The sequence below is a fragment of the Lysobacter hankyongensis genome, from assembly GCF_039543145.1.
GTDB lineage: Bacteria > Pseudomonadota > Gammaproteobacteria > Xanthomonadales > Xanthomonadaceae > Lysobacter_I > Lysobacter_I hankyongensis.
Genome location: NZ_BAABJE010000018.1, coordinates 49,103 through 63,102 on the forward strand (window position 1 = coordinate 49,103; position 14,000 = coordinate 63,102).

11 protein-coding genes are annotated in these 14,000 nt (G+C 70.3%); 3 read left to right on the forward strand and 8 right to left on the reverse strand.

Annotation, left to right across the window (positions count from 1 at the left end):
* Positions 1-180: 180 nt before the first annotated feature.
* From ABD974_RS16755 to ABD974_RS16765, 3 genes are all read left to right on the forward strand, one after another.
* Positions 181-1,743 carry a tryptophan halogenase family protein gene (locus ABD974_RS16755; protein ID WP_345304487.1) on the forward strand — a complete coding sequence of 521 codons (1,563 nt, stop codon included), beginning with the start codon at positions 181-183 and terminating at the stop codon, positions 1,741-1,743.
* Between the two features lie 48 nt (positions 1,744-1,791).
* On the forward strand, positions 1,792-2,829 hold the full coding sequence (locus ABD974_RS16760; RefSeq protein ID WP_345304488.1) for a LacI family DNA-binding transcriptional regulator: 1,038 nt from the start codon (positions 1,792-1,794) through the stop codon (positions 2,827-2,829).
* 74 nt (positions 2,830-2,903) lie between these two features.
* Positions 2,904-3,923, forward strand: a complete 1,020-nt coding sequence (locus ABD974_RS16765; RefSeq protein ID WP_345304489.1) for a LacI family DNA-binding transcriptional regulator — start codon at positions 2,904-2,906, stop codon at positions 3,921-3,923.
* 51 nt (positions 3,924-3,974) lie between these two features.
* Here the strand turns inward: ABD974_RS16765 and ABD974_RS16770 are convergent, their stop codons facing one another.
* From ABD974_RS16770 to rhlB, 8 genes are all read right to left on the reverse strand, one after another.
* Positions 3,975-5,552, reverse strand: a complete 1,578-nt coding sequence (locus ABD974_RS16770; RefSeq protein ID WP_345304490.1) for a sodium/sugar symporter — start codon at positions 5,550-5,552, stop codon at positions 3,975-3,977.
* Positions 5,553-5,633: 81 nt separating this feature from the next.
* Positions 5,634-8,165 carry a glycoside hydrolase family 3 protein gene (locus ABD974_RS16775; RefSeq protein ID WP_345304491.1) on the reverse strand — a complete coding sequence of 844 codons (2,532 nt, stop codon included), beginning with the start codon at positions 8,163-8,165 and terminating at the stop codon, positions 5,634-5,636.
* A 269-nt stretch (positions 8,166-8,434) separates the two neighbouring features.
* The gene (ung, locus tag ABD974_RS16780) at positions 8,435-9,151 is read right to left on the reverse strand and encodes a uracil-DNA glycosylase (protein WP_345304492.1); all 717 of its coding nucleotides are present in this window, start codon (positions 9,149-9,151) and stop codon (positions 8,435-8,437) included.
* Positions 9,152-9,254: 103 nt separating this feature from the next.
* A complete protein-coding gene (locus ABD974_RS16785; protein WP_345304493.1) occupies positions 9,255-10,094 on the reverse strand; it encodes a response regulator in 840 nt (279 codons plus the stop codon).
* Positions 10,095-10,202: 108 nt separating this feature from the next.
* Positions 10,203-11,147 (reverse strand): permease-like cell division protein FtsX, encoded by a 945-nt coding sequence (ftsX, locus tag ABD974_RS16790; RefSeq protein WP_345304494.1) that lies wholly within the window; start codon positions 11,145-11,147, stop codon positions 10,203-10,205.
* On the reverse strand, positions 11,140-11,829 hold the full coding sequence (gene ftsE, locus ABD974_RS16795; protein WP_345304495.1) for a cell division ATP-binding protein FtsE: 690 nt from the start codon (positions 11,827-11,829) through the stop codon (positions 11,140-11,142). The genes ftsX and ftsE overlap by 8 nt, the downstream gene beginning before the upstream one ends.
* A 40-nt stretch (positions 11,830-11,869) precedes the next feature.
* Positions 11,870-12,148 (reverse strand): hypothetical protein, encoded by a 279-nt coding sequence (locus ABD974_RS16800; RefSeq protein ID WP_345304496.1) that lies wholly within the window; start codon positions 12,146-12,148, stop codon positions 11,870-11,872.
* A gap of 10 nt (positions 12,149-12,158) precedes the next feature.
* Entirely contained in the window at positions 12,159-13,907 is a 1,749-nt protein-coding gene (gene rhlB, locus ABD974_RS16805; RefSeq protein ID WP_345304497.1) for an ATP-dependent RNA helicase RhlB, read from the reverse strand.
* Between the last annotated feature and the right edge of the window lie 93 nt (positions 13,908-14,000).

A 14,000-nucleotide genomic window follows, 5' to 3' on the forward strand; every position in this document is an offset into this window, starting at 1 on the left:
CCCGGCGTCCGAGGCCACGCGGCGGACACTGCACCCACGATGGCAGCGCTGTCAACAAAAAAATGACAGCGCAGTCATCGGGGCGTATATTGCCCCCGATCCAGCGCGGAATCGCCTGAAATCATGCGGATTCCGGGCCATCCGATGTTGCGGCGCAGCATACATTCGCGAGGAGGGGAGATGCATCCGGTACGCAGGATCCTGATCGTCGGCGGCGGTACCGCGGGCTGGCTGGCGGCGTGTTACCTGGCGAAGACGCTCAACAGTCGCGCCCCGGGCGCGATCGCGATCTCGCTGGTGGAATCGTCGGAGATTCCCGGCGTCGGCGTGGGCGAAGGCACGTTCCCGTCGATCCGCGGCACGCTTTCGGCGATCGGCATCGACGAGGCGCGCTTCCTGCGCACGTGCGGTGCGACCTTCAAGCAGGGAATCCGTTTCGTCGACTGGGTGCGCGCGCCGGGCGGCGACGGCATCGACCACTATTTCCATCCGTTCAACACACCGAGCCAGCGACCCGGCGCGCCCGACCCGCTGCCGTACTGGCTGCTCGGCGACGCCGGCGCGGGCGTGCCCTTCGCCGAGGCCGCGACCATGCAGAAGCGCGTCGCCGATGCCGGCCGCGCGCCGAAGCGGATCGGCGATCCCGATTATCAGGGCCGGATGAACTATGCCTACCATTTCGACGCGGGCCGCTTCGCCGCGCTGCTGGCCGAGCACGGGCAATCGCTGGGCGTGCAGCGCACGATCGCGACGGTCGTCCGCGCCGAGCGCGACGAAGCGGGCGACATCGTCGGTGTCGAGACCCGCGAAGCCGGCACCCTGGTCGCGGATCTCTACATCGACTGCACCGGCTTCCGCGCGGCGCTGATCGGCGAAGCGATGGGCGAGCCGTTGCGCAGCGTGCGCGACACGCTGTTCGTGGACCGTGCGCTGGCGATGCAGGTGCCGGACGACCGCGCCGATGCACCGCTGCCCGCCTACACGATTTCGACCGCGCACGAGGCCGGGTGGACCTGGGACATCGCGCTGCAGACGCGTCGCGGCGTGGGTTACGTGTATTCCAGCCGGCACAGCGACGATGCGCGCGCCGAAGCCGTCCTGCGGCGTTACATCGGCCCGCGGGCGGACGCGCTCACGCCGCGGCTGCTCGCCTTCGACGCCGGCTGGCGCCCGATGCAATGGAAGCGCAACTGCGTCGCCATCGGGCTCGCCGCGGGCTTCCTCGAACCGCTGGAATCCACCGGGATCGGCCTGATCGAGATCGCGACCTATCTCGTGGCGCATCTGCTGCCGCCCGACGGCGATTTCGCCCGGATCGCACCGCGCTTCAACGAGGCGATGAACGCGCGCTACGCGCGGATCGTCGATTTCCTCAAGCTGCACTATTGCCTCACACGCCGCACCGACAGCGCGTTCTGGCGCGACAACGCCGATCCGGCGAGCATCCCTGCGTCGCTGCGCGATCTGCTCGCGCTGTGGCGGCACCGTCCGCCGCACCGCCTGGATTTCGTGACCGACCTGGAGATGTTCCTGCCCGCGAGCTGGCAGTTCGTGCTCTACGGCATGGAGTTCGCCACCGATCCCGCCGCGTTGCGGCCGATGCACGCGCAGTCGGCGCGCGCGCGCGAGGAATTCCGGATGCTGCGCGCGGTCGCGGCGCGGGCGGTCGACGATCTGCCGCCGCATCGCGCCCTGCTCGACGCGCTGTGCGCCGATCCGCCGCGCGCACGCGTGCAGGCCTGATCCGGTCGCGGTCGACGGCGCAGAGGACAGGACGGTACAGGAAACGTCATGGGCAAAATCACAGGCGGGGCCACCCGGATCGAGGACGTCGCGCGCGTTGCCGGCGTCTCGATGAAGACGGTGTCGCGGGTGTTCAATCACGAGCCGAACGTGCGCGCGGACACCCGCGCGAAGGTCGAGGCCGCGGCGAAGGCGTTGCACTACCGGCCGAATCCGTCGGCGCGCAGCCTCGCCGGGCATCGCTCGTACCTGATCGCGCTGGTCTACGACAATCCGTCGGCGAGCTACGTGATGGAAGTGATTTCAGGCGTGCTCGACGCCTGCGAGCCGGCGCGCTACAGCATGATGGTGCGCCCGGTGAAGCTGGACGACCGCGATCACGTCGAACTGGTCGCGGAGACGGTGGCCCAGTACGCGCCGGATGGACTGATCCTGACGCCACCGCTGACCGACGATGCCGCGTTGCTGCGCCGGCTGGATGCGCAGGGCGTGCGCTACGCCAGCATTTCGCCGAAGACCGCGAACGCGCGGCTGGGCGCGCATCTGGACGAGCGCAGCGCGGTGCGCGAGATGATGGCGCACATCGTGTCGCTGGGGCATCGCCGCATCGCCCACGTCAAGGGGCATCGCGATCACGGCGCGACGGACTGGCGCCTTGCGGGCTACCGCGACGGTCTGCGCGCGGCCGGCATCGCCTACGATCGCGCGCTGGTGGTGGCCGGCGAGTTCTCGTTCGAGTCGGGCGCGGCGGCGGCGGAGCGACTGCTCGCGCTGGACGCGCCGCCCACCGCGATCTTCGCCGCCAACGACGATACCGCCGCCGGCATCATGCGGGTCGCGTCCGGACAGGGACTGCGGATCCCGCGGGATGTCTCGGTCTTCGGCTTCGACGATCTGCCGATGGCGCGGCAGCTGTGGCCGGCGTTGACCACCGTGCGCCAGCCCAGCCGCGCGATGGGCCGCATCGCCGCCGAGCAGCTGCTGCGCGCGATCCGCGGCGAGGCCGCGGGCATGGTCGAAGTGCCCTACGAACTGCGCCTGCGCGATTCCACCGGACCGGTGCCGACGCATCCGCGGCGACGCTGAGGGCCCGGCGGGGCGGCGCCGTACGCGGTGTATCATCGCCCGAGTGCAGGCCGGGGTGGACGATGAGTTCCGGAGTGAGAATCGAGGCGGTCGCGCGCGCCGCAGGCGTGTCGATGAAGACGGTGTCGCGGGTGTTCAACCACGAACCGAACGTGCGCCCGGAAACCCGCGCGAAGGTCGAAGCGGCCGCGAAGGCGCTGAACTATCGACCGAACCCTTCGGCCCGCAGCCTCGCCGGGCATCGTTCGTACCTGATCGCGCTGGCCTACGACAACCCGCCCGGCCACTACATCATGGACCTGATGTCGGGCGTGGTGGACGCCTGCGAAACCGCGCACTACAGCATGATGATGCGGCCGGTAGACTACGACAGCCATTCGCACGTCGACGTGATCGCCGAATGCGTGGGCCAGTACGCGCCCGACGGCATCCTGCTGGTGCCGCCGCTCACCGACGACGCGGCGCTGCTCGCGCGGCTCGCCGAGGCCGGCACGCGTCTGGCGTTCGTGTCGCCGTTGGATGCGCAGGCCCGGGTCGGCGCACGGATGGACGAGCGCGCCGCGGTGCGCGAACTGATGGCGCATCTGGTCGCGCTCGGTCATCGCCGCATCGCGCACGTGAAGGGTCGTCGCGATCACGGCGCCACCGAATGGCGCCTCGCCGGCTATCGCGACGGTCTGCGCGCCGCCGGTCTGGCGTACGACAAATCGCTGGTGATTCCCGGCGAGTTCTCGTTCGAATCCGGGTCGGCCGCGCTGCAGGCGCTGCTGGCCCTGGACGCGCCGCCGACCGCGATCTTCGCCGCCAACGACGACACCGCCGCCGGCGTGATGCACGCCGCGCTCGCGCGCGGCCTGCGCGTTCCCGACGATCTGTCGGTCTGCGGTTTCGACGATCAGCCGATGGCGCGGCAGCTGTGGCCCTCGCTGACCACCGTGCGCCAGCCGGTCGCGGCGATGGGGCGCATCGCCACGGAACAATTGCTGCTCTCGATCCGCGACGCCAGCGCCGGCACGATGGTCGAAGTGCCGTACGCGCTGTCGCTGCGCGATTCCACCGGCCCGGTGCCGACGCGCGCGGGCCGCCGCCGCTGAGCGCATCCGGCGCATCGCGACGCCGGACGCGCCTTCACCGCCTTGCCGGTGTCACCAGAACGCCGCGTACAGCGCGATGAGGATGCCGATCACGCCGACCGCGCCGGCGTTGAACGATGCGCCGGTGGCGTAGCGCACGTCGTCGGTGCGGATGCGGTTGGCGTCGCCGCGCGCGCGCGTGGTCAGCGACACCACCACCGCCAGCGCCAGCGCCAGCAGGAACACCAGGCCGACCCGATCCATGAACGGCAGCGACGGCCACGCCAGTTTCAGCGCGATCGACAGCGCGAACGAACCGACCGCGGCCGCGATCGCGCCGGCCTCGTTCGCACGTTTCCAGAACAGGCCGAGCACGAAGATCACCACGATGCCCGGAGTGAAGAAGCCGGTGTATTCCTGGATGTACTGGAAGCCCTGATCGAAACCGCCGAGCAGCGGCTTCGCGGTCAGCACCGCGAGCACGATGGCCACGGTCGCCGCGATCCGGCCGACCTTCACCAGATGCGCCTGTTCGTGCGCCTTGCGTTCGCCCGTCCGGCCGCGCTTGGCGTAGAAATCGAGGGTGAAGATGGTCGAGACCGAATTGATCTTCGACGCCAGCGAGGCCACGATCGCCGCGATCAGCGCCGCGAACACCAGGCCCAGCACGCCGGTGGGCAGCAGCGCCATCATCTTCGCATAGGCCTGGTCGGGCTTTTCGAGATCGGTCACCAGCATCAGCGCGGCGATGCCCGGCAGCACCACGATCACCGGCATCAGCAGCTTCAGGAACGCCGCGAACACCACGCCCTTCTGCGCTTCGGCGATGTCCTTCGCCGCCAGCGCGCGCTGGATGATGTATTGGTTGAAGCCCCAGTAGCTGACGTTCATGATCCACATGCCGCCGATCAGCACGCTCAGCCCCGGCAGATCCTTGTAGAACGGATTGTCGGGCGAGAGGATCATCTCGAAGTGGCCCGGATGCGCAGCCATCAGCGTGTTGAAACCGCCGACGATGCCACCGTCGCCGCCGATGCGGTCCAGCGAAATGCCGACGATCAGCAATCCGCCCAGCACCAGCAGCGCGACCTGCACGATGTCGGTGAGCGCCACCGCCTTCAGCCCGCCGTACAGCTGGTACAGCAGCGCAAAACCGCCGAGCAGCGCCAGCGCCGCAAACTGGTCGATGCCGGTGACCTGAGTGACGGCGATCGAACCCAGCCACAGGATCGAGGTCAGGTTCACGAACACGTACAGGCCCAGCCAGAACACCGCCATGATCGTGCGGATGGTCGGGCCGTAACGCTCCTCGAGGAACTGCGGCATGGTGTAGATGCCGTTGCGCAGGAACACCGGCAGGAAGAACTTGCCGACGATCAGCAGCGTGAGCGCGGCCATCCATTCGTACGAAGCGATGGCGAGGCCCAGCGCGTAGCCCGATCCCGACATGCCGATGATCTGCTCGGCCGAGATGTTCGCCGCGATCAGCGACGCGCCGATCGCCCACCACGGCAGCGATTTGCCGGCGAGGAAATAATCCTGCGCGTCCTTGCGATGCCCGGCCTTTTCGCGGGAGACCCATTGCGCCAGCGCGAAGATGCCGACCAGATAGGTCAGCACGATCACGGTATCGATCGTAGAAAGATTCACGTTCCCTCCCGGGGCGTTCGCCGTCTGCGCGGCTTCATGGTTGGATGATCCGAGCCGCGCGGTCGCGGTCGGCGGAATGCGTCATCGCGTCGTGCAGGCCAGCGTGCGATCCGGATTGGTCCCCAGTTCCACCCGCGTCAGCGCGAGCGCGAGGCGTCCGGCGGTTTCGATCCGCAGCGGGCGATCGATCCGCCGCATGTCCGCGCCCGCGCCCTGCAGGCACTTCAGCGGCACGCCGACGCGCAGCCATGCGTGGGTCGGCAGCGCCCCGAGATCCGCATCGATCCGCACCCGCGCCGCGCAGTCCGCGCCGCATCCCACGTCCAGCCAGACGTCCGCCGTCGGCGCCTCCCGCAGTTGAAGCGTGAGCATCAATAGCACGTCGCCATTGGTCTCGCGGGTGAGGTCGTTGGCTGCAAACGTATTCAGGGCGAAGGCCGCGCGGCCGCTGCCGCGCCACTCGATGAGGCGCGCATCTTCCTGCGCGCGATGGTCGATGCTGCGCAGCGCGATGCTGCCGTCGGCGCTCGCGGCGGTGGCGCCGGCGACCGCAATCTCCGCACCGTCCGCGCCGATCAGCTGCATGCGGGAACCGGTCGCCGCGGCGCCGCGCGCCAGATACAACCCGTGCGGCACCAGGCCGCCGGCGATGCCCGCATCCTCGGACAGCAGCGGCAGTTCGGCGTGTTCGCCGTAGCGCAGGCCGTAGCCGAACGGAAACTGCGGGGCGTAGTCGGCATCGCCGACGTTCAGCGGCACCTGCACCGCGGTGCGCGGCCACGAGAACGAGAGCCGGCCGCGGAAATCGTGGGCGATGGCGCCGTCGTCGCCGCGCAGCAGCACGTCGGCGACGCCATCGCCTTCCGAGCCCGGCAGCCACGCGGCGACGAACGCGTCCGACGCGTTGATCTCGCGGTTCATCCACAGCGGCCGGCCGGAGAGGAAGACCGACACCACCGGAATGCCCTCGGCCTTCAGCCGTCGCAGCAATGCGAGATCGGCGTCGTCGCCGGGTTTGTAGGCGAGCGTGCGTACGTCGCCCTGGAATTCCGCGTAGGGATCCTCGCCGAACACCACGATGGCGACATCGGGCCGGCGGCCTGCGTGGTGGCCGTTGATCGACAGCGTCGCTTCGCCGCCCGCGGCTTCGATCCGGCGGCGCAGACCGTCCCAGATCGACGTGGCGCCGGGGAAATCCTCGCGTCGCGTTCCGGTGCCCTGCCAGGTCAGCGTCCAGCCGCCGGACTGTTTCGCCAGGTCGTCGGCGCCGTCGCCGGCCACCAGCACCCGCGACTTCGGCGACAGCGGCAGCAGGCGGCCGTTGTTCTTCAGCAGCACCAGCGACGCGCGTACCGCCTGCCGCGCGAGCGCGCGATGGTCGGAATGTCCGACCAGATCGGTACGACGGCCGAGCGGGCGTTGCGACGGCGCCGGCGCGTCGAACAGGCCGGCCTGCAGTTTCACCCGCAGGATGCGCGCGACCGCTTCGTCCAGCCGCGTCATCGGGATGCGGCCCGCGCGCACGTCCTTCACCGTGTTCTCGTAGTAACCGCGCCAGCTGTCGGGCGCCATGACCATGTCGATGCCGGCGTTCACCGCGGCGGGGCAGGTGTCGTTGCTGCAGCCCGGCAACTGGCCGTGCGCGTTCCAGTCGCTCACCACGAAACCGCCGAAGCCCATGCGTCCGCGCAGCACGTCCTCCAGCAGGCCGCGATGGCCGTGCAGCTTGTCGCCGTTCCAGCTGGAGAACGACGCCATCACCGCCTGCACGCCCGCGGCGATCGCCGGCGGATAGCCGGCGCCGTGCACGTCGCGCAGCTCGGCCTCCTCGATCCGTGCGTCGCCCTGGTCGCGGCCGTCGGCGGTGCCGCCGTCGCCGATGAAATGCTTGGCGGTGGCGATCACCTTGTCCGCGCCGAGGAAATCCGGCGCGCCGGCACGGCCCTGATAGCCCTCGACGATGCCCGCGGCATAGCCGGCGACCACGTGCGGATCTTCGGAGAAGCCTTCGTAGCTGCGGCCCCAGCGCTCGTCGCGCGGCACCGCGAGCGTCGGCGCGAAAGTCCAGTCGAAGCCGGTGGCGCGCAGTTCCAGCGCGGTCGCGGCCGCGATCTTCGCCACCAGCGCGGGATCGCGCGCCGCGCCCAGGCCGATGTTGTGCGGGTAGAGCGTGGCCCCGACCACGTTGTTGTGGCCGTGCACGGCATCGATGCCGAACAGCGCCGGGATGCCCGGTCGGCCGTCGCGGGGCGCGGTGGAGGCGCGGTGGAAGTCGTCGGCCAGCCGCAGCCATTCGGCGCGGGTCGCGAACGGTTTGCCGCCCGGCCCGGAGTTGCCGCCGGCGAGAATGGAACCGAGCCGATACCGCGCCATGTCCTCGGGCGTGATGCTGTTGATGTCGGCCTGCACGGTCTGCGCGACTTTCTCCTCCAGCGTCATCGACGCCAGCAGCGCGCGGATGCGGGCCTCGATCGCGGGGTCGGCCGCCAGCGGCCACGTCACCGCCGGCCAGCGATCGGGATGCACCGTGGGGGCTGAAGCACCGTCGGCGACGCCCGCGCCAGCAGGAGAGTGTCCGGCCTGGGCGCCGCCGACGGCGGACAGCGTCAACACACCGGCGACGATGAGCGCGGACAGGCCGCGAGACCGGGCCCCGGGGGCGGGGGGCGTGCTGCGGAGGGGATTCGCTGCCTGCCTGTCATCGCTGCGCTTGCGCACGTCCCACCTGCCCATCGTCGTCGTCCGCGGTACGGCCGCGGCCCCGTGCGCCCTGCCACGATCCGGGCGCGGAGCCTGTTCTAGCGGTTGTTGACAGCGTTGTCAACGCGAATCCGGAGCATGCCGTGCCGGCCCGCGGCCGGGCCGGCGATGTTGCAGTGCGATCAATGCGCGGCGGGCGCCAGCGCCGCGCGCGGCGGCAGCGACCAGTCGATCGGCGTCTGGCCGTGGCGGCTCAGGGATTCGTTGGTGGCGGAGAAATGCCCGCAGCCGAGGAAGCCGCGATGCGCCGACAGCGGCGAGGGATGCGGCGCCTTCAGCACGCGATGCCGGCGCGGGTCGATGACCTTGCCCTTGGCCTGCGCGTAGCTGCCCCAGAGCAGGAACACCAGGCCTTCGCGCTCGCGGTTGAGCGTATCGACCACGTGGTCGGTGAAGCCTTCCCAGCCCTTGCCCTGATGCGCGCCGGCGCGGCCGTCCTCGACCGTCAGCACCGCGTTGAGCAGCAGCACGCCGCGTTCCGCCCAGGGCGTGAGGCAGCCGTGATCGGGCCGGGCGATGCCGAGGTCGCGCTGGATTTCCTTGAAGATGTTGTCCAGCGACGGCGGTACCGCCACGCCCGGTCGCACCGAGAAGCACAGGCCGTGCGCCTGCCCGGCGCCGTGATACGGATCCTGGCCGAGGATCACCACCTTCACCGCATCGAACGGCGTCGCGTCGAACGCGGCGAAGATCTGCGGCCCGGGCGGATAGATCCGCGCGCCCTGCGCGCGGCGCTCGCGCAGGAACGCCGACAGCGCCCGCATCTCGTCGCGCATCAGATATTCGCCGATGCGCGCCTTCCACGAAGGTTCGAGTTTGATGCGGTCGTCGTCGGTCATGGGAGCGGGCAAAGCGGTGGAACCGTCAGTATGCCGGCGTCGATCCGGTTCGGGGTGCGGTTCGCCGCGATGCCGTCGCGGGACATCGGGCCACGCGGTTGGCTCAGCCTGCCGCGGCCCGCTCGCGCAACTTCGCCATGCGCAGCTGGAACAGGGTCTTGGTGATCAGCATCCGTTCCTCGATCGGCTTGAGCACCAGATCGTTGGCGCCTTCGCGCAGCAGGTTCGATTGTTTGTCGCGGTTGCCGTCGCCGGTCATCACCAGCACCGGCAGCCGGCGCTTGCCGTAGCCCAGTTCGTTGCGCACCGCGCGCAGCAGGTCCAGGCCGCTGACATCGCCGTCCAGGGTCACGTCGGTCAGCAGCAGATCGGCGCCGACATCCTCCTGGCCGATATGTTCGCGCAGATAGGCCAGGGCGTCGTCGCCGCGGCTCATGTGCAGCACGGTGATGTCGTGCGCCTGCAGCATGCGCCGGGTGGCCACGGCCACGGTGATGCTGTCCTCGACGTAGAGCACGCGGGCGTCGGGCATCGGTTCGGGATGCACGTAGCCGCGGATGAAGGTGGCGAGGGCCGGGTAGCCCTCGGCCTTGTCGAAATAGTCGGTCACGTCCTCGGTGAAGCGGCGCGCTTCGAGGTGGGCTTGGGCATCGCCGGACACCACGATCACCGGCACGTAACGCTGGCCGGCGGCGCTGCGCACCTGGCGCGCGACCTGCAGGCCGTCGCCGTCCATCAGCACCAGCGAGGTGGTGACCAGGTCCACCGGACCTTCGGCGAGTGCCGCCTTGGCCTCGGCCAGACCGCCGCAACCGATGACTTCCACGCCGGGCAGGTCGCGCTGGAGCATGTCGCCGATGAGCCTGCGGACCATTTTCGAGCCGTCGACCACCATGACCCGGGGATTCTCGGTGGTGAGGTGGCGGACATCGTGGGCGGGCATGCGTGGGGTTCGCTCAGGTTGCGGTGGTGGTCGAATGTTCTTCAACAGTCTGCCGACGTCCACGCCGGGGCGGTCGAACCGCCCGACGCGCCCCTGTCGATCACGCCGTCAGATCCTAGTTTGACGCAGAAAATGGCCGGTGACCACGCCGGCGCCCAGCCAGCCCAGCGCGCCGGCGGCGGCCAGCACCGCCAGCGCCTGCAGCGGATCGACGCCGGTGAAGGCGAAGCGGCTGCCGTAACTGTCGGCCAGCGCCCGCAGCGGCGCGCGCAGCGCCAGCTCGGCCGTGGTCAGCAGCGCCAGCGCCAGCGCCCCGGCCACCAGCCCATAGGCCGCGCCCAAGTACAGGAACGGCCGGCGGATGAAACCGTCGGTCGCGCCCAGCGACTGCAGCACCGCGATTTCGTCGCGACGCGACTGGATGTCCAGGCGCACGGTGTTGCCCACCACCAGCAGCGCGCCCAGCCCCAACAGCGCCGCGAGCACCCACACCGCGCGTTCGCCGAAGCCCAGCCAGCGGTCCAGGCGTTCGCGCCAGACCGCGTCGTGCTGGACGAAGTCGGCCTCGGGCACGGCCCGCAGTGTGGCCAGCAGGGCACGCTCGTCGCCCCGCGGGCGCACGATCAGCACGCTCGGCAGCGGGTTGCCGCCGACCGCGGAGATTGCGTCGGCGTAGAGATCGGCGCCGCTGCCGCGCAGGCTGGCCAGACCTTCGTCCGGGCTGCGGACCACGACCTCGGCCACGTCGCCGCGCGTGCGCAGCGTCGCCGCCAGCGCGCGGGCGCGTTCCACCGGAATCTCGGGCTTGAGGAACAGCGAAGCCTCGCGGGCGCGTTCCACCGTCCCGCCCAGGCGGGCGACGTTGTCCAGCACCAGCGCCAGCCCCAGCGGCAGCGACAGCGCCACCGCCATCACGCCGACGGTCAGCAGGGTGGCCCAGGGCCGGCGCAGCATGCGGCCGAGACTGGCGACGAAGCTGTGCAGGTGGTGGTCGAACCATGCGGCGATGCGCGAGCGCGGCTTCGCGACGGACGCGGCGGCAGGCTTAGCCATCGGCCAGCTCCTCCGGCGAGATGTCGTCGACCAGACGGCCGTGATCCAGCACCAGCACCCGCTTCTTCATGCGTTTGACCAGTCCGAGGTCGTGGCTGGCCACCAGCACGCTGGTGCCGCGTTCGGGCAGGCCCGCGAACAGCGCCATGATCTCGGCCGACAGCGTGGGGTCGAGGTTGCCGGTGGGTTCGTCGGCCACCAGCAGCTGCGGTTCGCCCACCAGCGCGCGTGCGATGCCCACCCGCTGCTGTTCGCCGGCCGACAGCTGGGTCGGCAGGGCCTCGGCGCGCGCGCCCAGGCTCACCCGGTCCAGCACGCTGCGCACGCGCTTGCGGATCTCGTCGCGACGCAGTCCGCGCAGTTGCAGCGGCAGCGCCACGTTCTCGGCCACGCTGCGGTCGGTCAGCAGGCGGTGGTCCTGATAGACCACCCCGACCTCGCGCCGGTGCATCGCCACCCCGCGTCCGGAGACGTTGCGCAGATTGCGTTCGCCCAGCAGCACCGCGCCGCGCGTCGGGCGTTCGGACAGATGGATGAGCTTGAGCAGGGTGCTCTTGCCGGCGCCGGAGTGCCCGGTCACGAACAGCATCTCGCCGCGGTTCACGGCGAAGCTCAGATCGGTCAGGGCCACGTGCCCGCCGGGATATTGCTTGCTGACGTTGTCGAAGCGGAGGACGGTCATGGGGGAAGTATCGCAGAAGCCCCATCGCGGACGGATGGTCTCAGCGCGGCACGAAATACGCCGCCACGCCCGCCGCGATCCAGAACAGGACGCCGAGGAACATCGTCATGTCTTCATCGATCACGAAGCCGCCGCCCTTCGCGCGATGGAAGCCATGCCAGCGCGGACGCGACCGGCGGGCATTGTTCACGTGTTCGATACGGATCAGCCCGAGCGACAGCACGGGCACCACGATCCGCCCGGTCCAGTAGCCGAACACCTGCAGCAGCAGTTCGAGCAGCGGCTGCAGGAACCATTCGACCAGGGCGGAACCGGGCACCGCCGGAACCTCAGTGCTGCGAACGCGGCGGCTTGGTGACCAGCGACTTGAGCTTGTTGCCGATCCGCGAGAACAGCGAAGGCTTGCCGTCGCCGGTCGCCTTCACCGCCACCGGCGCGGGCGTTTCCAGCGCGCGCACGGCCTGGGTGACCGGATTGGCGGCCGCGCCCTCGGCGCCGCCGTCGATGCGCTTGCCGCCGCGACGGCGACGACGCTTGCGCTGGCTGCGTTCGCCCTCGGCCGCGGTCGCGGCGACCGCCTGGATCGCGTCGGGAACGGTGACCGCAGTCTGCGCCGCGGGATCGCGCGGCGGCCGCGGGGTGCGCTCGCGACGTTCGCCGCCGCCGGTGCTGCCGCCGGTGCTGCCGCCGCTGCGCGGACCGGACCGCTCGCCGCTGCGACCGCGACCGCCGGGGCCGCCGCTGCCGCTGCGTCCACCGCCGCCGCTGCGCCCGCCGCCGCGCTTGGCGTCGTCGGCCGCGCGGGCTTCGCGCGCTTCGCGGAAGATCGTGGTGAGACTGTCGTCGCTGTCGCCGTCCTCGCCTTCGACCGCGGCCGGGCGCTCGCGCTCGGGGCGCGGCAGCGCGGTCATCAGTTCGCGGGTGACCGGCTCGGACGGAATCTTCTGCTCGATGTAGGCCTCGATATCGGGCAGCGACATCGCGTAGCGCTCGCAGGCGAAGCTGATCGCGTCGCCTTCCGCACCCAGGCGGGCCGTACGGCCGATGCGATGGACGTAGTCCTCGGCGTCGAACGGCAGATCGTAGTTGTAGACGTGGCTGACGCCGTCGATGTGCAGGCCGCGCGCGGCCACGTCGGTGGCCACCAGCAGTTCCAGCTGGCCGGCCTGGAATTTCTTCAGCAGCGACTCGCGCTTCTTCTGCGGCACGTCGCCGCTGAGCACGCCCACGCGATAGCCGGCGCGTTCCAGCGCCCGCGCCACGCGCTCGACGAAGGCCTTGGTGTTCACGAACACCATCGTCCGCGCGCCCTCGCTGCGCGAGAGCAGGCCCAGCAGCAGCGGGATCTTCTCGTCGTCGGCGGGGTAATAGATCTTCTGCCGCACCTTCGCGGCGGTGATGAACTCCGCCTCGACCACGATCTTCTCGGGCTCGTTCATGTGCTCGTAGGCCAGCTCCAGCACGCGATGGCTGAGCGTCGCCGAGAACAGCAGGGTCTGGCGGGTGGTGCGTTCGGGCATGCGCCGCAGCAGGAAGCGGATGTCCTTGATGAAGCCGAGGTCGAACATGCGGTCGGCCTCGTCCAGCACGCACACTTCGCAGGCGTGCAGGCTGACGACCTTGTGCTGTTTGACGTAGTCGATCAGCCGGCCGGGCGTGGCGATGATCACGTCGGCGCCGGCCTGCAGCAGGGCGCGCTGCTTGTCGTAATCCACGCCGCCGTAGACCAGGGCGAACTTCAGGCCCAGGTCGGCGCCGAACTTCACGGCATCCTTGTGGATCTGGATCGCCAGTTCGCGGGTCGGGGCCAGGATCAGGGCGCGCGGATCCTCGGGCTTGCGCTCGGCCAGCGCCGGGCGCGACAGCAGCCGGTTGATCACCGTCACCAGGAAGGCGAGGGTCTTGCCGGTGCCGGTCTGGGCCTGACCGGCCACGTCGCGACCCGGGAGGGTCACCGGCAGGGTCAGCGCCTGGATCGGGGTGCAGCGGGTGAAGCCCGCGGCTTCGAGCCCGGCCAACAGCGCCGGATGCAGCTCGAAGGAGGAAAAGGTGATGTCGGTTAGGGGCTTGTCGCTCATGCTTCTGGCGTTGAAGAGGGGGCCGCGCGAGGGCGGGATGCCGGGTTCGCGCTTGCGTTGGGAGGTCGCGGGGCAGCAGACTGCCGGCCTCTG

Bases quoted from the DNA above. Each gene is read 5' to 3' on its own strand.
- ABD974_RS16755 (WP_345304487.1), top strand. From the start codon at position 181: ATGCATCCGGTACGCAGGATCCTGATCGTCGGCGGCGGTACCGCGGGC.
- ABD974_RS16760 (WP_345304488.1), top strand. From the start codon at position 1,792: ATGGGCAAAATCACAGGCGGGGCCACCCGGATCGAGGACGTCGCGCGC.
- ung (WP_345304492.1), bottom strand. From the start codon at position 9,151: ATGACCGACGACGACCGCATCAAACTCGAACCTTCGTGGAAGGCGCGC.
- ABD974_RS16785 (WP_345304493.1), bottom strand. From the start codon at position 10,094: ATGCCCGCCCACGATGTCCGCCACCTCACCACCGAGAATCCCCGGGTC.
- ftsX (WP_345304494.1), bottom strand. From the start codon at position 11,147: ATGGCTAAGCCTGCCGCCGCGTCCGTCGCGAAGCCGCGCTCGCGCATC.
- ftsE (WP_345304495.1), bottom strand. From the start codon at position 11,829: ATGACCGTCCTCCGCTTCGACAACGTCAGCAAGCAATATCCCGGCGGG.
- rhlB (WP_345304497.1), bottom strand. From the start codon at position 13,907: ATGAGCGACAAGCCCCTAACCGACATCACCTTTTCCTCCTTCGAGCTG.